Raw genomic sequence first — 23692 nt, forward strand, 5'->3', positions numbered from 1 at the left:
TCGGTTGCATGAAAATATACAAATATTCCACTGTCAGGGATTTTTTATGACCGGCGGCGAAGCTTAGCTATTCAGGTGATTCCACATGATCTGGTACACTTCGGTAGCAGGTACGGATGCTTTCCCGGTAGGCGTATCGGTGATCACGAGCGGCTGCAGGGCCGGGTCAGTTTCGAGGCGACCATGGGAGCCTTTTATCAGCGATGCATCCAGTGGGATTACGTTCATCAGGTAACGGAAGCCCAGTTTCTTTTTCAGCACTTTGAATGCTGCCTTCAACTTTATCAACGGATCCTTAGGGTCCATAAACATCTCCACAGGATCATAACCCGGCTTTTTAAATATCTCTACTGTACGTGCAAAATCCGGCGCTTTCGCATCATCCAGCCAGTAATAATAGGTAAACCAGCTGCCAGACGCTGCAACGGCTACCAATTCGCCGCTACGGGCGTGATGGAGATTGTACTGACGCTTACCCTCCCGGTCGAGCACCAGCTCAATATCAGGATGCGCTTCCAGCAGGCCCCGCACTTTTTTAAACACAGCAGGATCATTGATGTAAATATGTGCTACCTGGTGATCGGCTACTGCAAAGGCTTTGGAGGCACCGGCATCGAGCAGTTCCAGGCCCCGCTCCTCACGTACTGCAATCAGTCCTTCCTTACGCAGGATCCGGTTGATATCGATCGGTTTATTCGCGTTGGAAATTCCATATTCCGATAAGATGATAATTGCGGTATCCTGTTGCTGATAGTAGTCTACCAGTTGCTTTACCACGGCATCTATTTCCAGGATTTCCTTTTTATTTTTCTCCATATCCTGACCGAATTTCTGCAGGCAGTAATCCAGGTGCGGGAGATAGATGAAGGTCATGGTAGGATTGTAGCGCTGGTCCGTAAGGATGGATGCATCCGCGATGTATTTGGAAGATACAATGCTGGCGGTGGGCCCCCAGTAGTTAAACAGCGGAAATGTGCCAAGTTTTTCGCGCAGGTAATCGCGCAGGTCCGCCGGTGTGGTATAGCAGTCCGGTATTTTGCGGCCGTCCTGGAGGTAGTTGGGCCTTGGCGTGAGTGAGTAGTCCACGTTAGCGTACATATTGTACCACCAGCACATTTGCGACACGGTAAACTCCGGATTCAGCTGGCGTGCCTTATCCCAGATCTTGGGTGCATCTACCAGGCGGTTGGATTGTTTCCAGAATTTGATTTCAGCGTCGGTACGGTCGTACCAGCCATTCCCCACGATGCCGTGTTCGGCAGGCCACTGGCCGGTAAGATAAGTACTTTGTACTGCCGTTGTTACTGCCGGCAGCATAGGCTGAATAGTGGTCACATGACGCGTGTCGGTATAGGCCTTCAGGAAAGGCATGTGTTCGAGCAGGGAGGCAGAGAGCCCTACCACATCGATTACAACTGTCTTTTTCATAGATGCGTTAGCCATTGCTTAATGTGGCATAATGCTGTTATTCGGTTATCAATAATCCAGTTGCTGCAATACCCATTGCAATTCTCTGGAGATGGAAATATCAATATTCTCTTTCAGTGGTGTGGGCAATACGTCCCAGGTGTAAGTTTCTACTTCCAGGTGTTGTGTAAATGGTTCCTGTTTCTGCAGCGCCAAAACCGCTTTGATATCGGCCTGTGTGGAGGAAAGCGGATCGTAGCTTTCCAGGAATACGGGCACATGGAAGTGAGAACGCCATTCTGCTACTTTGCTGTTATCTGCATCAGCAAAGGCCTGAGGCAGATCCGGATAATGTATCAATCCGCCTGCCGCGGTGCGTGCAATCACCTGGTGAAGGTAAACAGGTTCTTCGAACTGACGAAATGCATCGATTACTTTTTTTCGTTTATCCGTTTCCGTTGGCATGTCAGCTTTCAGTGCAGCACTGATCTGAATCTTGCCTACTTTCAATCCGTAGGCGGAGAGCTTTTCCAGCACCACAGCCGGCTGCTCGTATTCCAGTGCAAAATGGCAAACGTCGTAGCATAGTTGCACATGGTCCTTGATGAACCCGGCAGCAGTGGCCTCGTCGATTTTGAATTTATCCTGTAAAAAAGGGATGCCAGCGGGTAATAACTGGTGGAGATACCAGTCCATATATTCCTCGGTATTTTCCAGCAGGCCATCGGGCTCCGGCTCAATATCCAGGTGCAGCAAAGGCCCGCCGCTGCGGCGCACGCGCACCAGGTGTTCCACCACCAGCAGGATGTTGAGGGTGGCGCTTTCCATCACGCTATTCTTTTCTTCTTCGCAGCGGTTGCACCAGAATTTATAGCTCAGCGGCGAAGTGGAAATACCACCTTCACGGCCATACGGAAGCATGGAAGCCAGCAGCCGGAACAGGCGGATAGTGTAGGCTACACGATCGGCGCTGGTCCAGTCGGGCGCATGCACCTGGTCTTTCACCACGGTATTGTGAAACCCGCCGTAAGGGAAACCGTTCATGGTAAACACATAGCAGTCGTTTGCCTGCAGCCACTGCTGAAATGCCCGCAGGTTCTCTTCCCTGGCCAGCTCAAGGCTGGCGCTGTTTGCCAGTCGCAACCCTATCCCAAAAGGTTTATCAGGGGATACGAACCGCTTCACAGCGGGAATATGTTCCTTCAATTGCTGAAAATGTGCGCTCCAGGTTTCGCCCGGATGTATATTGGAACAGTAGGTCAGGTGACCAACAGCTGTTTGCATGAGATAGTTTTTATTGCATGGATTTGGTGATCGCTGCCGCTTTGTACAGCATTTCCAGGTTCATTTCATGAACATCTTCTCCCTGTCCTATTTTTCTAAGGAGAGATACAGTAAGTTGTCCGCCCAGGTGTTCGCGGAATTCTTCGAGTCCGGCAATGACCGGGGACTCTTGTCCACCCTGCCTTTCAAGCAACGGATGCCACACGGGCAGCTGCATATTTTTCAATACGGTGATAATGCGCTTCATATCACTTTCGCTCAGCCATCCTAACAGGTACGAATACACGCTGTCGAGCGCCACGCCAATAGCTACCGCCTCTCCATGCCGCAGTGCGAAGTTGGTGAGTTGCTCCAACTTGTGCGCACTCCAATGGCCGAAGTCAAGTGGCCGCGAGGACCCGCTTTCAAACGGATCGCCGCCATTGCCGATATGCTGCATGTGTAAGGCAGCGCAGCGGTAGATCAGCTCCTGCATATCTGCCATATTTCCATTGCTGAGTGCCAGTGCGCGGGCTTCCATCCATTCAAAGAACGCGAGATCTTTGATGAGCGCCACTTTAACAGCTTCTACCATGCCGGAGTTCCAGTCCCGCTTTTCGAGGGTAGTAAGGAACTGGCTATCGTTGAACACTGCCTGTGGCGGGGCGAAAGCACCCAGGAAATTCTTTTTACCGTTGAAGTTGATGCCGTTTTTCACACCGATACCGGAATCATTTTGCGACAACACGGTAGTAGGAATACGGATGTGTTTCACACCCCGGTGCGATACTGCCGCTACGAAGCCCACGAGGTCCAGGAGAGAGCCTCCCCCAATGCCTATCAGGTAGGAGTGGCGATCGATTTTATATTTATCAATGGCATTTACCAGGTTAAGAAACAACGGTAAATCATTTTTAACACCTTCTCCCCCTGTAATAGTCAGGATTTCAGGTGCCAGCTCAAAACCCTTGATGGTTTTGAGATAGGTGGCTATCTGCTGCGTTAAGCCCGCATGATGGCCGGCCATGCCCTGGTCAAGTACCACAAGTATTTTTTTCAGGTGGGTATGTACCGCCTGTGCCTCCAGGTATGCTCTCAAACAGTTATTGTCAGGACTAAAAAGCTGGGAGGTAAAGTGAACCTGGTAGTGAAAGTTGACATTAAAATTCTGCAGTAAATATTCCATGGCTAATCCTCTTACATTCTATCTGATAAGTTATCCTTTAAATGTACACAAAAATCCGTATTTCTACTTAACCAGACACATGGGCGGCAAATTACCGTACTGTGGCGGGTTATGTTTAGGCAGACGGGAATTATACGCATGAGTGGTTTCGCCATTCATCCAAACACCCTTGCGGATGCACCGAAAAAGCATAAACTTTGCCTCCGTGAACCTGCTTACAGGCCCCGGAAATTAATTGTTACTGTAAAGGAAAGCCTTTTCCCCAAACCACTATTCGTTATGTACCGAAAGTTGTTACTGGTCATCCCTGCCCTGATAGTGCCGCTGCTGATGCTGACAGCCGCCGCACAAACGCTGTCCCGTAAAGACAGTTTGTATCAGCAACTGGATAAATTGCCGCCAAACATTGACAGAGTAAATACCTATCTGGCGCTCGGTGAAGCACTGGTGCCGGATAGTATGCAGAAAGCAGAAAAAATGATGAAGGACGCGCTGGCACTGAGTATACAGCTGGGCTATCAGAAAGGAGTAGCCGACTTCACCATGTATTACATGTACATCCAGGACCTGAAGGGCGAATACATGCAGAGCCTGTACCTGCTCCAACAGGCGGAAAAAATATACAGCCAGTTGAAAGATACCACCAACCTTATGAATGTGCATAACTTCATGGGCAATGAGTTTCAGCAGGTAGGTAATTTCAAGGCAGCGGCCGATCAGTACATGGCTACGCTGGAATTGGCTGATATACGGGGCGACAGTATGCAGGCCAATAAAATTACCATTAACCTGTCGTCGGTATTTATATTGTTAGGCGATTACCACAAGGGGCTGGAATATGCCAGGAAAGCCCACCAGTTTGCGGAACAGCGTAAGCATAAGCGGCGAATGGCGAGCGCACTCAACTGCATGGGTGCGGCATTGCTGCATCTGAAGCAACACGAGCAAGCCAGTCAGATCTTTACGCAGGTTATACAGCTGGGCCGGGAAACGGGCGACAGTATATTTGTACTGAACGGCACTATCAATATTGCGTCTGTACTTTCCTGCAAAGGAGAGCATGGTAAGGCCCTGCAATTATTTCATCAGGCGGAAGCTATTACTAAACTATATCCTGCACCTGATAAGTTGATAAGTATACTGCTGGGCATTGGCAACGAGCTGTTTCTATCCGGGAAGTATGCTGCGGCGGAGGAGTATATTAACAAATCCATCGCCATGAGTAAGTTATACCTGGCGGGCAATGAGCTTCACCAGGCCTACCTGGTGGCATCCGACCTGAAAGCAGCCACTGGGAAGCCGGCGGAGGCGCTGGCACTACGCAAGCAATATGAAAAATTGCATGATTCACTGCTGGGCAATACTACCCGCAGCAGTGTGCAACAGTTGGAGTCACGCTACGCCACTGCCCGGAACGAAAAAAATCTCACCGAAAAAAAATTACAGGTAGCTACGATGAACCTGGAACTGCATCGCAAAAACAAGTGGATACTTTATGGTATGGTGAGTTTTATTTTGCTGATGATACCTGCAATTATTTACTGGTTGAAAATGCAACATCGCCACAAGCTGCAATTGCAACAGCTGCAAACGATGGAAGCCGAACGTACCGTGCAGGTACTGGAGGCCATGATGCAGGGCGAAGAGCGGGAGCGCACGCGGCTTTCCAAGGATTTGCATGACGGCGTGGGTGGATTATTATCGGCGGTAAAACTGCATTTCAGTGCATTGCGGCATGAGCGCCCGTACCTGAAAGAAGATCCCGGCTTCCTTCATGCCATGGGTATCCTGGATGATGCCGTAGTGGAAGTTCGTAAAACCGCGCATAACCTCATGCCTGAAATACTTTCCAGGGTTGGGTTATCGGAAGCCTTAGGTTTTTATTGCCGCAATGTGAGTCACAGCAGGAAGCTGTTGATTACGTATGAAAGCACCGGTCAGGTGCGGCGTTACAATGCCAGCTTTGAGTTATCAGTGTATAGGATCGTGCAGGAGCTGATTAATAATATTATCAAGCATTCCAGGGCAACGGCAGCATTGGTGCAGCTTATGCAGGAGGAGCATACATTGTCTATTCAGGTAGAAGATAACGGCATCGGTTTCCAGCATCAGCCGGAACTGCATCAGGGTATGGGTTTGCGAAACCTGCACACCCGTATTAAAGCGTTGAACGGAAATTTGGATATAGATGCGTCGGCAGGGCGGGGAACTACCGCGTATATTGCGTTTAATATCATTCCGATGCAGCTGGCGAAATAGTAGCAGAGCGTTCTGATGACCGCCGTAGGCGGTCATCAGAACGCTGACAGAGCCGCATAAGGACTTTGTTTTGTCTCTTATGCTGCTTTGCGAGGAAAAAGATCGCAAGGGCCGAAGGCCCAATTTAATACTCAGGTAATCGCAAAAAGTTTCCCCAGGCCGAGTGAAACCGGCAACAGGAGCAGCACGAAAATAGCGAACGGCATTTGTGCAAAAGCGGCTACCCAGGCGGCATTCATGGCAATGAGTGCCAAAATCCCTCCTTTTACAGCTTTCCCTAAATTAGGCCCCGAAGGCTCTTTCATGGCTTTCATCAGCGGGGTGTTGACCATAAACATGAACAGCAGGATGAAAGGCAGTGCCCTCCACAGGCGTTCCTGGTGTATGGCCAGCACGATCATGGCGGAGTATACGACTGCATAGCCAACTGCGCTTACTTTAAGGCTTTTGGTGTTGCCGCCGTGTACTTCACCGCGACTGATATTAGTAATTGCAGCGATGTAGATGACGGGGATAATACCCATCCACCAGTATTGCGCCAGGGCTTCCGGCAGGATACTGATACCCAGCAGCAGATTGAATCCCCGGCAAAGTCCCATGTTTATCGGGCCCCATACGGGGTGATGTTTTCCCCATTTATTGTATACCAGCGCTGCGAGGGTAATGGCAATTGCGAGCCATCCCGGGGCACCGGTGAGGTGTCCTACCGAAAAGGCGCCTAATACACCTACGAGCAGCAGGTAAGCGCCTAAGATAATCGCTTGAGTTTTGGAAATGATTCCGCTGGGAATGGGACGTTCCGGCCGTTCTATTGCATCCAGTTTTGCGTCGAATACATCGTTAAATACGACCCCTCCTCCGTAAAGTCCGGCTGCCGCGAGGCAGAGGCACACTACGGGAAGTGAAAACTCCAGTGTAACTGTACGATAAGTCACATCTATAAAATAGCCCGAAATGGCTACCCCTGCTAAAACGTCTGCGATGGCTGTGATAATATTAGCGGGTCGCATCAGGCGCAGGTATCCAATCAATTTACTAGCAATATAACTCACTTTAATATGAGGTTTTCATGGTTTAGGGCTTGTACTCCAGTACAAAAAGCGCCTAACGGATGATGGTCGTATTCTTATTAATTCTTGGTTGTTGTCCACCTCTTAACACTGTACTACCATTAAATTTTTCACTTTGGTCCGTGACAACTCCGAAATCAGATTCATTAATTTGTCCACTTTGAGCGAAGGCTGTCAGTGCGTTCTTGTAAGTTACCAAATGAATGTCATTCGAGTCAATACCACTTTCGTGCATAAGTGCTGCGGTTTTGGGTACTGCCAGCGGGTCGCTGATGCCCCAGTCGGCAGCGGAATTGATCATAATTCTTTCGCTTCCATACTGTTTTACGACCTGAACCATACGCTCATTGCCCATTTTGGTAAACGGATAAATGGTGAATGCAGCCCAGAACCCGCGGTCCAGCACCTCTTTCACGGTTTCTTCGTTGTTATGGTCTACTATGACCATTTTAGGATCGAGGCCGTGTTCGAGTGCGATATCCATACTGCGGCGGGTGCCTTGCTTTTTATCGCGGTGCGGGGTGTGGATTTGCACCGGGAGATTGGCTTCCTTAGCCAGTTCCAGCTGTGCACGGTAATATTTTTCTTCCAGTGCGGTTTGGTCGTCAAAGCCGATTTCGCCAATGCCTACCACCCCTTCTTTATAAATAAACTGTGGGAGTATTTCCATTACTGCCTCTGCCAGTTTTTCGTTGTTGGCTTCTTTGGAATTGAGTCCGATGGTGCAGTAGTGTTTGATACCGAACTGCGAGGAGCGGAATCTTTCCCACCCAACGAGGCTGGAGAAATAGTCGCGGAAGGAGTCGACGCCGGTACGTGGTTGTCCGAGCCAGAACGCTGGTTCAATAATGGCTACTACGCCGGCATCTGCCATAGCCTGGTAATCATCCGTTGTTCTGGAGGTCATGTGTACATGGGGATCAAAAAATTTCATCCCCTTAATCTTATCGAGATATGCCGGAGAGTGGGCCAGTGGCTGGAGGTCCTGTTCTGTTAAGTCATGAATTCCGCACATAAAAAATGTTGTTTAAGATGGAATATAGTTGGCAAAAAAAAGTTATGATAGGTTGATGGTAGCGGCAATTTTATCCCAGGTGAGGCTGCCTGTATTGATTTCATCGGCCAGGTAGGGGGCTGATGCCAGCAGTTCCTTTGCCGGCGGGTAATTGCTGTGGTAGCATACCAGGGCGGCGGCTTCTTTTTCCACGTTATAGGCCGACTGCCACAGACGTGTTATGTCCGGAAAGTTGGCGGTGGAGAGAAAGTTGGTGAGGAGTTGCCATTGGAGTGGGTTCACCGGGCGGCCAGCGGCCTGCCTTTCATGGGCGAAGTCCGTGATAATGGCAGCCAGTGCCTCATTCGACCTCTTCTGAAGGCCATAAATCTGGTTCAGGGGCTTTTCCGTGAAAATTGCCTTCATTACCAGCTGGTTCCAGGCGGCTTCCGGCAGGTATTGCGCCGGATAAGGGTTATGGAGCATGATGGCTTCCTGCACTGGTGCTATGTTGGAGCGGATACCGTCCGCAGTACGGGCAATCCATTCTTCCGGATAGGCCAGCAGGGGCAGTGCACTGTAAAGAGCTGCCAGTTCATTCATTTCGGCGCCGTTGAAAAGTGCTTCCACCTGATTTACATAAATCGATTTTTCAGCTGCCGGAATAAAAAGCATCCACCAAACGCGTGCGAGGCGGTCTAACGTCCAATCATACACGAAAAATCCGGGTATCGCTTTTTCCAGCGCCTCCATAATTTCCGTGACGGGTTTTACGGGCTGTTTGCCTGTAAATCTGGGCATAGCGGTAAATGTCTGCAAAAAATCCCGGGTTAACGGGGCGGTTTGCTGCAGTTCCTGGCGTTGTTGCAGCCAATCAATGGCGCGTGCGTTTTCCTGTTGCTGGATGAGTTGACCTAATAACGCTTTTACATTTTCGTGGTCAATTACATATGCGGTCACTTCAAGCCTTTTTATATAGTGCAATAATAATACGGTCTAAAATTAACCAGATAACACGGATTTATACTAAGGAAATAGTAAAATATGATGGGTGGTTGATCAAACGGTGAGGTTTCCAATGTCACCGAAGGATTCATTGGCGCGAGTGCCGTGCTACGCGCGGGGCTGGCTATAGTATTTTACTGAAAGGGATTATATCAGGGATTGTTCTGACTGTGCGCGGATGGTAGTGTTGAAAATGTTGCTGGCCTGGTATAAAATAAAAGAGAGGCAATAATGCCTCTCCTTCCGCCATTCTAAAGCCTGATTATTCATCAGGATATCTTTACCGGACATATACAGCGACGGCCTGTATAATGTCTTTATAAGGTGTTATAGTTATGAAAACGGGCAAAAAACAAGAACGACTATGATCAAAAACCATCTTAGTGAAAAATCTTTCACAGAGATGCCCGGCAGTTACTTTAATGGTCTTGGAAGATAAATACGGCTGTAATATACATATTATTCTATTTTCCCACCAAATCTCTCTTTGAAATTTTGTTATTATTTATGTTAACGGAGGGTGTTGAAAAGTACTATAAACGGCTGATATTCCTTCCAGTTAGGTTTATAATCTTCCTGCACAATAAAGCCTTTTGCATAGTTACCTAGTAGGATATCCAGGTCACCATCCTTATCTATATCAGCGGCTTCCATGGTCATCCAGTGGCCTTCTTTTTCAATTGGCGGCGCAAACGGTGTGAACTGCAGCGGTTTTTCATTTCCCTGGAAGAGAATAAATTTCTCGCCGGGATTCTTTTCCAGGTCGGCGAAAAATGCGATTGTGGCAATATCCAATTGACCATCCTGGTTGAAATCAGCCGCTATGGCCTTCGTACAGCCGTTAACGGGATAGAACCAGGCCTGTTTATATTGATTATTTCCTTCATTCAGATAGATATAAACACCATGGTAAGGTTTCAGAACTATAGAGTAATCGGCGTTGTCACCACAGGTATACAGGATATCGAGCTTTCCGTCGCCGTTGAAATCGGCCAGCTGAAAGCTCGTTGAACCGTAAACAGGCGGGAATTTTATCAGGTTTTTGGAGGAAAACCCTCCTTTTTTGTCATTTTCAAACAGCCAGATACCTTCTTCCCCTGCTGCAAAAAGCACCATCAGATCCGTCCAGCCGTCGTTGTTGAAATCCCCGGGTATGGCTTTGGTGGCACCAGGCAGCTCCATCAGCGCGCGTTCCTCATATTTGCCATCGGCCTGCTGCCGGAGGTAAATAAGTCCACCGGTATGGTGACCAAAAGCGCAGGTGACCATCTCCTCCCTACCATCTTTATCAAAATCCAGTGCAATAGTTTGTACTGGTCGTTGCAGGTAGGGCTTTATATCCGTGGTAGTACCGGCTTCCAGGTTCAGATCGGCGATGATGCCGCTGGGTTTATCCACCGCCCTCATATCTCCGATCTGGGTGATGCGGGCCAGCAGCTGCCGCTGTGGCGACTGCCGGAAAGCAATATCCACTACCGGGGAATGTGTTTTCCAGCTACCGGTAAGGACCAGCTGTGGGTTCCAGCGGGTAAGGGTATTATCGTAAGCGTCAGCGGTATAAATATTTCCGGCGGAATCGGCCGCCACCAGCACGGTGGACCTGGTACTGGTATCTTTTACCTGTGGCAAGCCTATCTGGAATCCTGACCATTCATGACGCAGCGGAACAGGTACCTCTGCCGGCTTCAGCTTTTTGGGTGCATTTCGCTGGTAATATGCCACTATTTCTGTCCATTCTTTAAATGGAATGGCAGGCGCCGGATCACCCGGCATGGGGGGATAGTAACTGGTTTCATTCCATACGCGGATGCCTACACGCTGCGCCATCGCTGGCAGCACATGGTCATTCCAGGTTACAGAATCCAGCAATGCCGGCGAAACCGGCATATGGCAGCTGCCACAATGTTTATCAGCCAGCGCTGCGGCCTGTTCATCGCGGGTAGGCGTATGACAACCAACGGTAATGGCAATAATGGAAGCAAAAACGAAAGAGCTGTAGAGCAGGCCTTTTCTGATAGACATTGGTTGCGCTGACATGTGGAATAATTTTCAAGGGACTCTAAAATAGCAAATAAGGTGATAAAAAATGAATGCAGCGGCACTCAGTCCGCTGCATTTCATTTTTGTGACAGGCAAGTATGAAATAATTAATATCCGTCGTTCTGATCCAGTACAGATTTTCCGTTTTTAATCGAAAGATCACGCTGGCGTTGCGGAACCGGGAAGTATTCGTTACGACCTTTTTTATAGTTTGCCCCTACGAGGTCAGTAGTGATAGTACTTTCATAGTCATAGAACTTCTTCATCAGGTCTACGCCAATATCGCCCCAACGGCCCACATCGAAGTAACGGTGACCTTCGGTGGCCAGCTCGAGTTTACGTTCGAAATAAACATATTTGCGGGCGATAGCCTGGGAACTGAAGGTACCGGCAGGGTATCTGCTGATTTTGTAATTCGCTGCCAGTGCGGTGGTGGAAAAACCGTCCATTGGCTTGGTATTGTCGAGGTATTGGTGCAGCCAGAATTCCGGATGGTCGGCGATGCGGCCACGTACCTGGTTAACCAGGCTTTCTGCCAGCGGCAGGTTACTGGTTTCAACTGCACACTCAGCAGCCATCAACAGTACATCGGAGAAACGGATGAGCACTACGTTGATAGCAGATCCAGGTGCCCAGGAGTGAGAATCTTTATAGATGCTCTGGTTAAACTGCCAGTAGATCATTTTTTTACCAGCATATGGGCCACCACTTTTCTGGTCACGTACCCAGGCAGCTCCCGGATGCAGACCCCAGTCGTGATATGGAACCCCACGGCGACCTACGGTCCAGTCTAAACGCGGATCCAGGAAACCTGCATCAGGAGTAAAAGCAGCATCCGGGCTTATTCCCATATCGTTTTTCACTGCGTTGGCAGGCAGATTATAATCATCTACAAATGGTAAACCGGTAGCGCTGGTACGGTAAGCATTTACCAGTTCCTGTGTAGGCTGGAAGAATCCGCAGCAACCAAACGGACTGTTATAAGGATAGTTCAGCATATCTCCAGCGTTGGCATTGGTGATAGCGTTGGTACCATCATTGGCAGTCATCTGGATAGCAAAAACCGATTCAGGACCATTCTTATAGGCAGCGTTAAAGTTCCTTTGGAAATCATCTTCCAGTGCATATTTCTTACCGTTGGAAGTGTTACCGCTGGCGATAGCATCCTGGAAGAGTGGTAATGCTTCTGCATATTTTTTCTGGTACAGCAGTGATTTAGCCAGGTAAATCTGTGCCGCCCATTTGTTAGCGCGACCTACATTTGACTGTGTAGCAGGCAGGTGATCTTTTGCGAAAGTGAAATCCGCCACGATGTTGGGCCAGATGTCCACGTTGTTTGGCTGCAGCACATCAGCGGTGGTATCGTTGATCCATGGAACTTTATTGAACATTTTTTTCAGTTCAAAATAGTAGTGACCACGGAGGAAACGCGCTTCTGCTTCCACCTGTGTTTTTTCAGCGGCGGTCATATCCTTTGCTTCCTTCATAAATTTGAGGGTGTTGTTACAACGGGTCACACCTTCAAACACCGCTTTCCACTTTGCATTGAAGAAAGTGTTGGTCGTAGAATGCTGACCAGTAGCAATGGTGTTGATGTCTGGCTGGTCCGGACTCTCAGAGCCTTTATGCGCATCACCACCGGCCACACTGCCGTATACCCAGTTGGTAGGTGATGCCATCCAGCCGGAGCCGCCGCCACCTAAAGCGTTGTTGTCGGGCGCTTGTCCATCGAGTGCGGCATAAGCACCGATCAGTAAGTAATTAACACCATCCTTATTAGCAACCAGGTCTCCTCCTAATGCAGCATATGGCGGACGTTCCAGGAAGCTTTTTTTGCAGGCGCCCAGCATAGTAGCAGCCAGCAATAATGTTATACCTGAATATTTAATTATTTTCATCTCTTTAGTTTTGCTAGTTGAATAATGCTATCAGAAAGTCACATTTACACCGATCAGATACTGGCGCTGATTTGGATAAGCACCTTCATCAATACCGAATGCAGTAGTAGCGCCGGTGATTTCCGGATCTACGCCTGAGTATTTAGTGATGGTGAATACGTTCGCAGCCTGTACATATGCTCTGAACTTACTTACGCCTATACCTTTCAGGACATGCACCGGCAGTGTATAACCTATCTGCATATTTTTAGCGCGCAGGTAAGAACCGTTTTCTACGAAGTAAGAGTTAGGCACGTTGGACGTACTTTCAAAGCCTTTGGTTTCCTGTACCGGCAGTTTAGCATTATGGTTTTCTGGTGTCCAGCTGTTGTACACCGCATCTTTACTTTTTGCTCCTGCAAAAGAACCATAGAAGTCAGTCCACCATTTAATCTGATTCCAGATTTTATTGCCAGACACACCGTAGAGGAACATGCTGAAGTCGATATTTTTGTAGTTCAGACCGATGTTAAGACCATAGCTGAATTTAGGAGTAGGGGCGCCCAGGAATGTTCTGTCGTCCACATCTATTTTACCATCGCCGTTGATATCAGCATATCTGAAGCGACCGAGGGCGGCATCTTTCTGGTATTCATCCAGGCCTGGGTATTTCTTCTGCGCATCTTCTTTTGCCTTGTTTACCTCATCGTTAGAGTTCCAGAATCCGATGATCTGATAACCATAGAACTCAGAGATAGAACGGCCTACCTGGTTACGGATGATAGGGCTGCCGAAGCGGCGTTGTTCTGAATCGAAGTAGTTAGCACCAGTAGATACGGCGAGGATTTCGTTATTATAAGTAGTAAAGGTACCAGTTGCATCCAAACGCAGATCTTTTGCGAGATCTATTTTGGTGGTGATGTTCAGGTCGATACCTTTATTTCTCATTTTAGCAACGTTGGAATAAGGCACAATAGCGGCACCGTATACACCTGCGAGTTCAGGATTGTAAAGCAGGTCCTTCACTGTTTTCTGGTAGTAGTCAACAGTGAATTCGAGTTTACCTCTAAACAGCGTTGCATCAATACCGATGTTAGAGTTCACGTTACTTTCCCATTTCGCATTCGGGTTACCGATACGATCCTGGTAGAAACCTTTGGTAATATTTGTTCCATCCATCGGATAGAAAGTGGATGTACGGTTGAAGTTATAGGTATTGAATACGTTCATTGGGTCCACGTTGATCTGGTTACCCATGATACCATAACCACCACGCAGTTTCAGGTCGGTGATCCAGGTTACATTTTTCATGAAAGATTCCTGGGAAACACGCCATGCTGCTGACACTGCAGGGAAGTTACCGTAACGGTTATTGGAACCGAATCTGGAAGAACCATCACGACGGATCAGGGCACCGAGCAGGTATTTATCTGCAAAAGCATAATCTACTCTTGCAAACAATGACCAGAGGCTGTTTGAATTTTTGAAGCTGCCGTTGGTCGGAGAACCCGTACCGGTACTCAAGGAAGCGTAGTCAGGATCGAAGGTAAAATAATCGGTGGTAGTACCGGTTAATCCGTAGTTCCATTCGTCATATGCTTCAGTACCTAACAGTACTTTCAGGTCATGTTTGTTATTGAAATTTTTGTGGAAGGTGAGGGTGTTTGTCCATGTCCAGTCGTAACCGTTTCCGGTAGTTTCTGTGTAGGAATTCACACGATTATTTTCCGCATTTTCATATTCAGGTAAAGTGAAGTTGTTATTATCGAAGGAATAAATCTCTCCACCAAAAGATGTTCTGAAAGTGAATAAACGAAGAATGTCTGCTTCCCCATATACGTTACCCAGCAATCTGTTAGCCAGTGTTTTGGTTCTGCCAAAACGATCCTGGATAGCCACCGGATTTCTGGAGTTACCCAGGCCTTTGGAACCGGAACCAGCGTAGTTGCCCATGATATCGTACACCGGAATGATAGTCATCTCGCGGAAAGCCATACCGATACCACTACCTTCCTGAAGGATACCGATTTGCGGGTTATCGATCAGGGAGTATTCCAGGTTCTGACCAACGCGGATGTGGTCTGTAATATTGAAGCTGGAGTTTGCACGAACCGCATAACGTTTGTTATACGTATTCATCAGCGTACCCTGTTGATTAAAATAATAGAAAGAGACATAATAGCTACCGATGTCACCACCACCGGCAACAGAAAGGTTGTGGCTGGTAATAGGGGCAGGATTGAAGATTTCGTGGAACCAGTCGGTACCAGCTTTATTTGCTTTGGAGATGCGGTAGAAATTATCCACATCGCTGGCGTTTTTGTAATAAGGATTTACATAATACTTAGATGGATCTACTGCAGGATCACCTTCCATTTTACCGGCAGGGGCGATATAGTCGGGGACAACTGGATTTGGGCCGGAACCATATTGTGCATCTTCGAATTTCAGCTGCTGGTTGGCCGGGCTTCTTTCGTTGGTATTTTTGATGGCTGTCCAGATAAGCTGGCCTTGTTCAGTAGGATTCGCGTGGTTGTACACGTTTCCTCCTTTAGGAACCTGGCGGCCGTAGTAGCCATCATAAGTAACTTTTACTTTACCAGTACCTCTTTTGGTAGTGATTACGATTACACCATTTGCAGCACGGGCACCATAAATAGAAGCGGCGCCGGCATCTTTCAATACCTGCATGGTTGCCACATCATTAGGATTGATGTCTACCAGACTTTTAATAGGCACCCCATCCACGATGTAGAGCGGGGTGTTGTTACCGAAGGTATTCACACCACGCACCTGTACCTGTGGCTCTTGTCCGGGCTGACCTGTACCGAGTACAGTGATACCGGAAACCTGGCCTTGCAGCTGGTTAGAGATCTGAGCGGTAGGTTGTTTGGTAAGGTTGTCTACACGCACTACGGCTACTGCACCAGTAAGATCTTTCTTTTTCTGGCTGGCATAACCGGTTACAACTACTTCTTCCAATGAACCTACTTTTTCTGCGAGTACAAAGGTAACGGGGCCGCTACCTACTGGTACTTCCTGTGGATCGTAGCCTACAAACGAGGCTACCAGTATATCTCCTTGTTTAGCCTGGAGAGAGAATACACCGTTTGGATCGGTGGCGGTACCTCTGTTGGTACCTTTCACAACTATTGTTACGCCGGGCAGGGGATTTCCTGATGTTTTATCAGTAACCTTCCCCGTAATTTTCGTTTGTGCGTAAACGTTAGTACCGAGCAACAACAGCAATAAGCCGCATAAAACGGCCAGCGCCTGGTAAAAATGTTTTTTCATAACGTGGTTTAAGGGTGACGTTTAAGAAAAATTAAGAAATAGAGTACCTGGTATATATCACACCACCACCTACCGTCAATGCAGTAAAATACGGGCAATAGTTTGCCATTGCTTCCTGGCAAGATGCAGCACCAGCAAGCATATACATTGAGTAGATGACAGCTACAATATAACTGTGCAATAAGGGGACAGGCAATACATAGCGTTATGTAAAACCAATACTAATTCAGCTCATAAAAAACAAACAGTGTCTTTTTTAAATGAAATCAGAATAACAAAAAATACAAATTAATAAATGTGAGAAGTGCGCTCCATAACCTTTCTATCTCATACCCAGATTTTGGTTCTCACGTGGAATTTTATAAGTTCTTCGCAACTAATTTAGAAATATAATTTAACTCAAACAAGTATCGCTTTAACATTTTTTTAAAATATTTCCTAACCTGCTCGCTTTCAATCTCCATTTTGCGTAAGTTTAGCGCTGCAATACTTTTCAATATACATGAAAGCTTTTAATATTTTTTTCGCCGTCATCTTCGTTATCTTCGCCGGCCTGCAATACAACGACCCCGATCCATACGTGTGGATGCCCATTTACCTGTATGCAGCCGTGCTTTGCGCCATGGCAGCACGCAACAGGTTCTACAGAAAATTGTATTTACTCGGCATTGGCATCTACCTGTTATATGCTATCTATTTATTTTTTACGAAAGATGGCGTGGTCGACTGGGTATCACAGCATCAGGCTGAGAACATAGCACAGTCCATGAAAGCTACCAAACCATGGATAGAAGATACCCGTGAGTTCTTTGGTTTGTTTATCTGCATCGTTGTATTAGGCGTGAATTACTTTTACGCGAAGGCGAAGATGAGTCGTGCACGTTAGTTAATAGCGCAGCATATTAGCCAGCAGCTTTAGCTCTATTTCTGCTGCCTTGGCGGCATATGCGAGGTTGGTGAGCTGATAACCAGCCACTTCAAAACTCTGCTGTGCCGTTTTTACATCTATTACGGTGGCCTGCCCAAGCTGTAACTGCTGAATGGTAAGACTAACCAGTTTTGCGGACAACTCATAGGTATTTTGGGCGGTGGCCAGTTGTTCGAGGTTATTATTATATGCCTGCCACGACTTCACCGTAGCCGCGGTATAATCACGTATATAGGTTTCTTTCAGCAGCTTTGCATTTCGTGTATCTATTGATGCTACCTGCTGCTGTTTTTTATAGATACCACCATTAAATATAGGGATCGTTAACCCCGCTCCCACATAGGGGCCATAGTTCTGGTTAAAGGTAACATTACCTGCTGAGGAAGAGGTACGATTGAAATTATAACCTGCATTCGCAGACAGGCTGGGATAGCGCAATGCAGCGGCCTCCCTTTCTCTCAGTTCGTTTATACGCACCTGTATATCAGCAGCCTGCAATCGTGGATTTTCTGTGTATAAGCGATTAAGGATTGTATCAAGGCTGATCCCTTTATCCACCATTACAGTATCCTTTATGGTGATAACGGAATCCGGCCGGAGGGTGAGCAATGTCAGCAGGTCTGTTTTGGATTGCTGGATTACCAGGTCCTGCGTTTGCAATGCCTGCTGCTGCGCATTAATGTCTACCATTGCCTGAAACAGATCCGCGTCATTGGCCATACCAACTTCCTTGCGGGCTTTTACAATATCGAGTTTTTGCTGCGATACCGCTATAGACTGCAACAGTGTTCCGGCGAGGCTCTGCTGTCTCACTACATCATAATATTTTAATTCCACGTTAGCGACTACACGCAGTATCATGGAATCCAGCTGGGTATCCGATAACTGTTGTAATTGCTCCAGTCGCCGCTTGGTGGCTACCACACGGCGACCATTAAACAAAATAATACTCGCACCGAGGCCTGTTTGCAGTGCATTGCTCACGTTACCGGTACGTTTGATTTCTTCCCCTGAGTTGAGACGTTGCGTGAGGTTGGTAGTTTGCTCGTTATCATTGGCGGTGGCCTGTATTAAGGGTAATCCGCCGGCATAACCGTAGGTATTGAGCAACGTGTTGGCTTCCAGGTCGTTTTGTGCCAGTTGCAGGTCGAGGCTGTTTTTTAAAGCAATATTCACCGCCTGCTGCAAGGTAAGCGGGTCCTGCTTTACAGGCGGCTTCATATACAGCGGCTGCTTATACGGGGGCAGCTTATAAGGCTGCTGTGCAGTTGCCACCGCCAAGCAGGTCATCAACCCTAAAAAAATCATTACGCTTTTCATTCGTGACTATGCGCTTTGTGTTTACCAGAGATATAGGTGTATACCGCCGGTATAACCAGTAATGTAAGGATCAGTGAAAACAGGATACCTCCTACCACCACGATACCCAGCGGCACACGGCTGGTAGAGGCCGCACCGAGGCTCATGGCAATCGGCAATGCACCGAGTGAGGTAGCAAGGCTCGTCATCAGGATGGGGCGTAAACGCTGGGAAGCTGCTTCAATCACTGCTTCTACCTTCGCCATCCCCTGCTCTCTTTTTTGGTTAGTAAACTCAATGATTAAGATACCATTTTTTGTTACCAGGCCTATGAGCATGATCATGCCTATTTCAGAGAATATGTTAAGCGTATGCCCAAACACCCACAGGCTCAGCAAAGCACCAGCTAAGGCCAGCGGTACGGTGAGCATGATGGTGAGCGGATCAATAAAACTTTCGAACTGTGCAGCAAGTACTAAATAAATCAGCAGCAAGGCTAACCCGAACGCAAATACGATGTTGGAAGAACTCTCTGCATAATCGCGGGAAGGGCCGGACAGGGATGTCTGAAATGTTTCATCCAGCAGGCGGTTGGAGATGGCCTGCATGGCTGCAATGCCGTCACCTACGGTATGGCCGGGCGACAGGGAAGCCGATATGGTGGCCGACTTATACCGGTTATAGTGATACAGAATAGCCGGATTGGTACCCTCCTGTAAATGCACTACTGCATCCAGCGGCAGGAGGTTGCCCCTGTTGTTGCGGACATACAGGTTATTGATATCGTTGGGTTTGTTGCGGTTATTCCATGCCACCTGGCCAATCACCTGATACTGGTAGCCGTTCATGATGAAATAGGCCATACGTCCGCCGCTGAAGGCTGCCTGCGCAGCCCGGATTACGTCGGAGGCGTACAGGCCAAGGTCGCGGGTTTTGGTACGGTCCAGCGAGAGCTGTACTTCCGGCTTCGTGAACTTCAGGTTTACGTCCACGTTAGCGAAGGTTTTATCATTTCTGGCTTCGTCCAGGAATTTTGGAATGATCTCCCGCAGCTTGTTCAGATCCGTTGTTTGCAATACAAACTGCACCGGCAGAGCCGCTTTAGATCCGGAACCTACGGCGATGGTTTGTTCCTGCACGGCAAAGATGCGGGCTTCGTTGAACCGGGAGAGTTTTTGCTGCAGGTCGTTGGCAATATCGTTTTGGGAACGGATCCTGTCCTGCGGCGCAATTAAGCCTACCCGCGGCTGCGCCTGATTAACGGCACCACCGCCACCACCGCCGCCGCCAGGTGTTCTGGCAAACACAAAATCACGTTCCGGGAGGGAATCGTATAAATAGTCGGAGATCCTGTCTGTAATAGATTGCATGGCTTCGAAGCTGGTACCTTCCGGCGCAGTCACCTGGAAGCGTATACTGCTTCTGTCTTCCAACGGCGCTATTTCACTTTTCAGGCCATTTAAGATCAGGTAAATGATGACGCCGCACACTACTACAATTACCCAGGCTACCCAGCGTATTTTCATGAAGCCTTCCAGCAACCGTTTGTAGCCTGATTCCATGCCCTGAAAGAAGGGTTCTGTTTTCAGGTAGAATTTAGAGTGCTGCGCATCCTTACGGTTCAGTACTACGTTAAGCACCGGCGTAATGGTGAGCGATACGAACGCGGAGATCAGTACCGCGGCAGCCAGCACTACTCCGAACTCGCGGAAGAGTCGCCCAACAAAGCCTTCGAGGAATATTACCGGTAAAAATACTACTGCCAGTGTGATAGAGGTGGATATTACCGCGAAGAATATTTCCTTACTCCCTTCCAGTGCTGCCTGGTGAATAGGCATGCCTTCTTCCATTTTCCGGAAGATGTTTTCTGTGACCACGATACCATCGTCCACCACGAGTCCGGTGGCCAGTACGATCCCCAGGAGCGTGAGGATATTGATACTAAAGCCGGCTATATACATCACGAAGAAGGTGGCGATCAGGGAGATGGGAATGTCGATCAGCGGGCGGACGGCGATCAGCCAGTTTCTGAAGAAAAAGAAGATGACGAGTACTACCAGTGCAAAGGCGATCATCAGCGTTTCTTCCACTTCTTCCAGGGATTGCCGGATAATTTTAGTATTGTCGATCAGTACTTTAAACTGAATATCGGATTTATTGGATTTCTCGATGGCTTCCAGCCGTTTATAGAATTCATCGGCGATTTCTACGTTGTTGGCTCCTGGCTGTGGCGTGATGGCGAGGCCTACCGCATTTACCCCATTGTATTTCCAGCTCTGTTCATATTTTTCGGGGCCCAGTTCTACTTTGGCCACATCAGACAATCGGATGATGCCGCTGCTGTCTTCCCGGATGATGAGGTCACGAAATTCCTTTTCTGTGGTGAGTCGCCCCAGTGTTCGTATAGTCAGTTCCGTTGCTGTTCCATAAATTTTTCCCGGGGGGAGATCTATGTTTTCGTTGTTAAGGGCGGTACTTACATCTGTGAATGCCACGTTATAGGTGCTCATTTTGTCGGGGTCCAGCCAGAGGCGCATGGCGTAGCGCTTTTGCCCGAGGATATTAATGGAGCTAACGTTATTGATGGTCTGGAACTGTTGCTGGAGCACATTTTCAGCGTAGTCGCTCAATTCCATCAGGCCTTTGGTGGGGCTTTGTACAGCAAGGATGAGGATAAAATCGGCGTTGGCATCGGCTTTGGTAACTACCGGCGGGGCGTCGATATCCTGTGGCAGGTTTCGTTGGGCCTGTCCTACTTTATCGCGTACATCGGAGGCGGCGGCTTCGAGGTCCACCCCGAGGTTGAATTCCACGGTGATAGCGCTGCTGCCGATGGAGCTGGAGGAGGTGATGGTACGGATGCCGGGGATACCGTTGATTTGTTTTTCCAGTGGTTCCGTGATCTGGCTTTCAATGATATCCGCGTTGGCGCCGGTGTAGGAGGTGGAAACGGTGATGATGGGCGGATCGATGGCGGGATAATCGCGTATAGCCAGGAACGTGAATCCTACCACTCCGAACAGGATGAGTGCCAGGTTCATTACGGTGGCCATTACCGGCCGTTTCAGCGACAGCTCCGAGATATTCATCAGTTCTCCAGTTGTTTTATTTCCCTGACTTTTACGATACCGTTAGGGCGGGCAAAGAGCACGCCGGTGACTACTACTGAGTCGCCGCTGTTGACCCCGCTGGTGATTTCCACGTTAGATGCCTGGCGTACACCTGTTTGTACACTTACAAAGGAAGCCCTGCCGTTTTTGACTACGATCACCTGATTGCTTTTATCTTCCGGGATAAGTGCATTGGTAGGTACGAGGATGGCTTTATTATGGGAGCCGGCATCGACGTATACTTTGGCGAAGCCGCCGGGGTGGGCGGATACGTTGGGCAGCATTACCCGAACCACGAGGTTGCGGGTAGCGGCGTTAGCCTGTGGCTCCACGGCGATGATGGTGGCATCGATTAATTTACCGGAGGTAGCGTCCATGGCTACCTGTACTTTATTACCCTTTTTTACGAGGTAATTATATTGTTCAGGGATGGTAAAATCAATTTTGAGCGTATGGGTGGTTTGGAGGGAGGCAATAATATTGGTGGGACTAACGTAGGCGCCTATACTAACCTGGCGTAGGCCTATAACGCCGGTAAACGGGGCTTTAACGACTGTTTTATCGATCAGGGCCTGGTAGTAGGCGATATCTGAGCGGAGGCCTTGCAGCTGGTTCAATGCCGCGTCGTAGTCTGCCTGATTTATACCATTGATTGCCAGTAGTTTTCTAAGTCTTTCCTCTGTTTTAACGGCCAGGTCCAGCTGTACTTTGGCTTTTTCCTGCTGGGCTACCAGATCCGCATCATTGATTCTGGCGATGACGGTGCCTTTTTGCACCAGTGCCCCTTCGGGTACGTTCAGATAGGTAATACGCCCGCTGGTTTCGGGGTGTAGTTCCACAAATTCGTTAGCGACAACAGTTCCGTTGGCTTCTACGATATTACTGATAGTGCGTGGGTTTGCAACAATAACATCTACTATAACAGGGCCGGACTCTTTGGCTGCCGGTTGTTTACGGTGCCCACAGGATGCAAAGGCGACTGTCACCGTTACCATAAATACAGACAGAAAATATTTACTCATCCGCCGGGCTATTTGGTAAAAAAAGTGAATGTGAATAAAGATAGACAATTAAAACCGCTAAAAGTTTAAACCAGTTTTAACAGGATGCTAACAAAGTAAGGCCTGCCGTTGTTGGTCAGTTTCCAGGCAATTTGTACTTTTCCGCAGGCAAAATTTGCCTGGTACCAAACCTGTAATTTAAACACATGAAACCACACCCGAAACAAGCCGCAACACCGGCAGTGTGGATAACTTTAGTTTGCATACTGACCGTAATCGGAGGTATATGGTGGTGGGTACAGCAGCCAACTATTGTTCCTGTTCCGATCGTAAAGGAAGAGGCGGAGAAAAGGATATTATTAACACTGGCCAACGGAGATGTGCTGGACCTTACGGCCCGGCAGCACAAGATTTTCCAATCCCGTGATGCTACTATTTATGCATCCCCGCAGGGCATTACCTACAGTCCTAAAGGGATCGGGGTTACCAGCTGGAATACGCTGTATGTTCCGGAAGGGAAAATGTACTCACTCATACTTGCCGATGGCACCTACGTGTTGCTGAACAGCAAAACCACCGTACGGTTCAAATTTATTACTGCCGGCAGAAACAAGCAGTTGTTTGTAGACGGGGAGGCTTATTTCAGGTTATTACCCGGCGACTCTACTTCACTGACGGTACATACACCTATGACTGACATTAATGCGTCCGATGCTGAATTTGCAATCAATAGTTACGACCGCGGACATGTACGCACAATACTGGCCAAAGGCACTGTAACGGTGACGGATCAACGAACTACCATCAATCTTAAACCCGGCACGGAGGGAATCTATAATGCAGATGCGGATTTTAGTGTAAGAAATGTTAATTTGCAGTCAGCGCTGCAATGGGCGACAGGATTACCAGCGCCTCAGCGCCTGAACATTAAAGACTAATACAAAAGCATCCTGAACTTA

At 48.2% G+C, this 23692-nt stretch carries 15 protein-coding genes; 3 read left to right on the forward strand and 12 right to left on the reverse strand.

Features of this window, described 5'->3' with window-relative positions:
* Positions 1-63: 63 nt before the first annotated feature.
* Genes BUB18_RS03735 through BUB18_RS03745 form a run of 3 tightly spaced genes read right to left on the reverse strand, consistent with a single transcriptional unit; the run spans position 64 to position 3856 of the window.
* On the reverse strand, positions 64-1428 hold the full coding sequence (locus BUB18_RS03735; RefSeq protein ID WP_073078480.1) for an alkaline phosphatase family protein: 1365 nt from the start codon (positions 1426-1428) through the stop codon (positions 64-66).
* A 48-nt stretch (positions 1429-1476) separates the two neighbouring features.
* Positions 1477-2691, reverse strand: coding sequence for a metabolite traffic protein EboE (gene eboE, locus BUB18_RS03740; RefSeq protein ID WP_073078114.1), 1215 nt, complete (start codon positions 2689-2691; stop codon positions 1477-1479).
* A gap of 10 nt (positions 2692-2701) precedes the next feature.
* Complete coding sequence (locus BUB18_RS03745) at positions 2702-3856, reverse strand: 3-dehydroquinate synthase (protein ID WP_073078116.1); 1155 nt, start codon at positions 3854-3856, stop codon at positions 2702-2704.
* Between the two features lie 279 nt (positions 3857-4135).
* Here BUB18_RS03745 and BUB18_RS03750 point away from each other — a divergent pair, with 279 nt between their 5' ends.
* Positions 4136-6115 carry an ATP-binding protein gene (locus BUB18_RS03750; RefSeq protein ID WP_073078118.1) on the forward strand — a complete coding sequence of 660 codons (1980 nt, stop codon included), beginning with the start codon at positions 4136-4138 and terminating at the stop codon, positions 6113-6115.
* Between the two features lie 131 nt (positions 6116-6246).
* Here the strand turns inward: BUB18_RS03750 and eboC are convergent, their stop codons facing one another.
* The 6 genes from eboC to BUB18_RS03780 all read right to left on the reverse strand — a co-directional run bounded on the left by eboC (position 6247) and on the right by BUB18_RS03780 (position 16395).
* On the reverse strand, positions 6247-7167 hold the full coding sequence (gene eboC, locus BUB18_RS03755; protein WP_218587980.1) for a UbiA-like protein EboC: 921 nt from the start codon (positions 7165-7167) through the stop codon (positions 6247-6249).
* A gap of 52 nt (positions 7168-7219) precedes the next feature.
* Entirely contained in the window at positions 7220-8200 is a 981-nt protein-coding gene (locus tag BUB18_RS03760; RefSeq protein WP_073078121.1) for a TatD family hydrolase, read from the reverse strand.
* A 42-nt stretch (positions 8201-8242) separates the two neighbouring features.
* Positions 8243-9139 (reverse strand): EboA domain-containing protein, encoded by an 897-nt coding sequence (locus BUB18_RS03765; RefSeq protein ID WP_073078124.1) that lies wholly within the window; start codon positions 9137-9139, stop codon positions 8243-8245.
* A gap of 555 nt (positions 9140-9694) precedes the next feature.
* A complete protein-coding gene (locus BUB18_RS03770; protein ID WP_218587981.1) occupies positions 9695-11221 on the reverse strand; it encodes an FG-GAP repeat domain-containing protein in 1527 nt (508 codons plus the stop codon).
* A gap of 110 nt (positions 11222-11331) precedes the next feature.
* Positions 11332-13122, reverse strand: coding sequence for a RagB/SusD family nutrient uptake outer membrane protein (locus tag BUB18_RS03775; protein ID WP_073078130.1), 1791 nt, complete (start codon positions 13120-13122; stop codon positions 11332-11334).
* A 30-nt stretch (positions 13123-13152) separates the two neighbouring features.
* A complete protein-coding gene (locus BUB18_RS03780; RefSeq protein WP_073078133.1) occupies positions 13153-16395 on the reverse strand; it encodes a SusC/RagA family TonB-linked outer membrane protein in 3243 nt (1080 codons plus the stop codon).
* A gap of 502 nt (positions 16396-16897) precedes the next feature.
* Between BUB18_RS03780 and BUB18_RS03785 the strand changes: the two genes are divergently transcribed.
* Positions 16898-17281, forward strand: a complete 384-nt coding sequence (locus BUB18_RS03785; protein WP_083549328.1) for a transmembrane 220 family protein — start codon at positions 16898-16900, stop codon at positions 17279-17281.
* Here the strand turns inward: BUB18_RS03785 and BUB18_RS03790 are convergent, their stop codons facing one another.
* From BUB18_RS03790 to BUB18_RS03800, 3 genes are read right to left on the reverse strand one after another with little or no spacing between them, the layout of a single operon-like run.
* The gene (locus BUB18_RS03790; RefSeq protein ID WP_143159814.1) at positions 17282-18643 is read right to left on the reverse strand and encodes a TolC family protein; all 1362 of its coding nucleotides are present in this window, start codon (positions 18641-18643) and stop codon (positions 17282-17284) included.
* The gene (locus BUB18_RS03795) at positions 18640-21711 is read right to left on the reverse strand and encodes an efflux RND transporter permease subunit (RefSeq protein WP_073078136.1); all 3072 of its coding nucleotides are present in this window, start codon (positions 21709-21711) and stop codon (positions 18640-18642) included. The genes BUB18_RS03790 and BUB18_RS03795 overlap by 4 nt, the downstream gene beginning before the upstream one ends.
* Complete coding sequence (locus tag BUB18_RS03800; protein ID WP_073078137.1) at positions 21711-22754, reverse strand: efflux RND transporter periplasmic adaptor subunit; 1044 nt, start codon at positions 22752-22754, stop codon at positions 21711-21713. Before BUB18_RS03800 ends, BUB18_RS03795 begins: the two co-directional genes overlap by 1 nt.
* A gap of 185 nt (positions 22755-22939) precedes the next feature.
* Between BUB18_RS03800 and BUB18_RS03805 the strand changes: the two genes are divergently transcribed.
* On the forward strand, positions 22940-23671 hold the full coding sequence (locus BUB18_RS03805) for a FecR domain-containing protein (protein WP_073078139.1): 732 nt from the start codon (positions 22940-22942) through the stop codon (positions 23669-23671).
* The last annotated feature ends 21 nt before the right edge of the window (positions 23672-23692 follow it).

Origin of the sequence: Chitinophaga jiangningensis, from assembly GCF_900142605.1 — a bacterium.
Taxonomy (GTDB): domain Bacteria; phylum Bacteroidota; class Bacteroidia; order Chitinophagales; family Chitinophagaceae; genus Chitinophaga; species Chitinophaga jiangningensis.

Coding starts and splice junctions, on each gene's coding strand:
- BUB18_RS03785 (WP_083549328.1), top strand. CDS start 16,898: ATGAAAGCTTTTAATATTTTTTTCGCCGTCATCTTCGTTATCTTCGCC.
- BUB18_RS03735 (WP_073078480.1), bottom strand. CDS start 1,428: ATGAAAAAGACAGTTGTAATCGATGTGGTAGGGCTCTCTGCCTCCCTG.
- BUB18_RS03795 (WP_073078136.1), bottom strand. CDS start 21,711: ATGAATATCTCGGAGCTGTCGCTGAAACGGCCGGTAATGGCCACCGTA.
- BUB18_RS03780 (WP_073078133.1), bottom strand. CDS start 16,395: ATGAAAAAACATTTTTACCAGGCGCTGGCCGTTTTATGCGGCTTATTG.
- BUB18_RS03745 (WP_073078116.1), bottom strand. CDS start 3,856: ATGGAATATTTACTGCAGAATTTTAATGTCAACTTTCACTACCAGGTT.
- BUB18_RS03770 (WP_218587981.1), bottom strand. CDS start 11,221: ATGTCAGCGCAACCAATGTCTATCAGAAAAGGCCTGCTCTACAGCTCT.
- BUB18_RS03790 (WP_143159814.1), bottom strand. CDS start 18,643: ATGAAAAGCGTAATGATTTTTTTAGGGTTGATGACCTGCTTGGCGGTG.
- BUB18_RS03805 (WP_073078139.1), top strand. CDS start 22,940: ATGAAACCACACCCGAAACAAGCCGCAACACCGGCAGTGTGGATAACT.
- BUB18_RS03775 (WP_073078130.1), bottom strand. CDS start 13,122: ATGAAAATAATTAAATATTCAGGTATAACATTATTGCTGGCTGCTACT.
- BUB18_RS03800 (WP_073078137.1), bottom strand. CDS start 22,754: ATGAGTAAATATTTTCTGTCTGTATTTATGGTAACGGTGACAGTCGCC.
- eboE (WP_073078114.1), bottom strand. CDS start 2,691: ATGCAAACAGCTGTTGGTCACCTGACCTACTGTTCCAATATACATCCG.
- BUB18_RS03750 (WP_073078118.1), top strand. CDS start 4,136: ATGTACCGAAAGTTGTTACTGGTCATCCCTGCCCTGATAGTGCCGCTG.
- BUB18_RS03760 (WP_073078121.1), bottom strand. CDS start 8,200: ATGTGCGGAATTCATGACTTAACAGAACAGGACCTCCAGCCACTGGCC.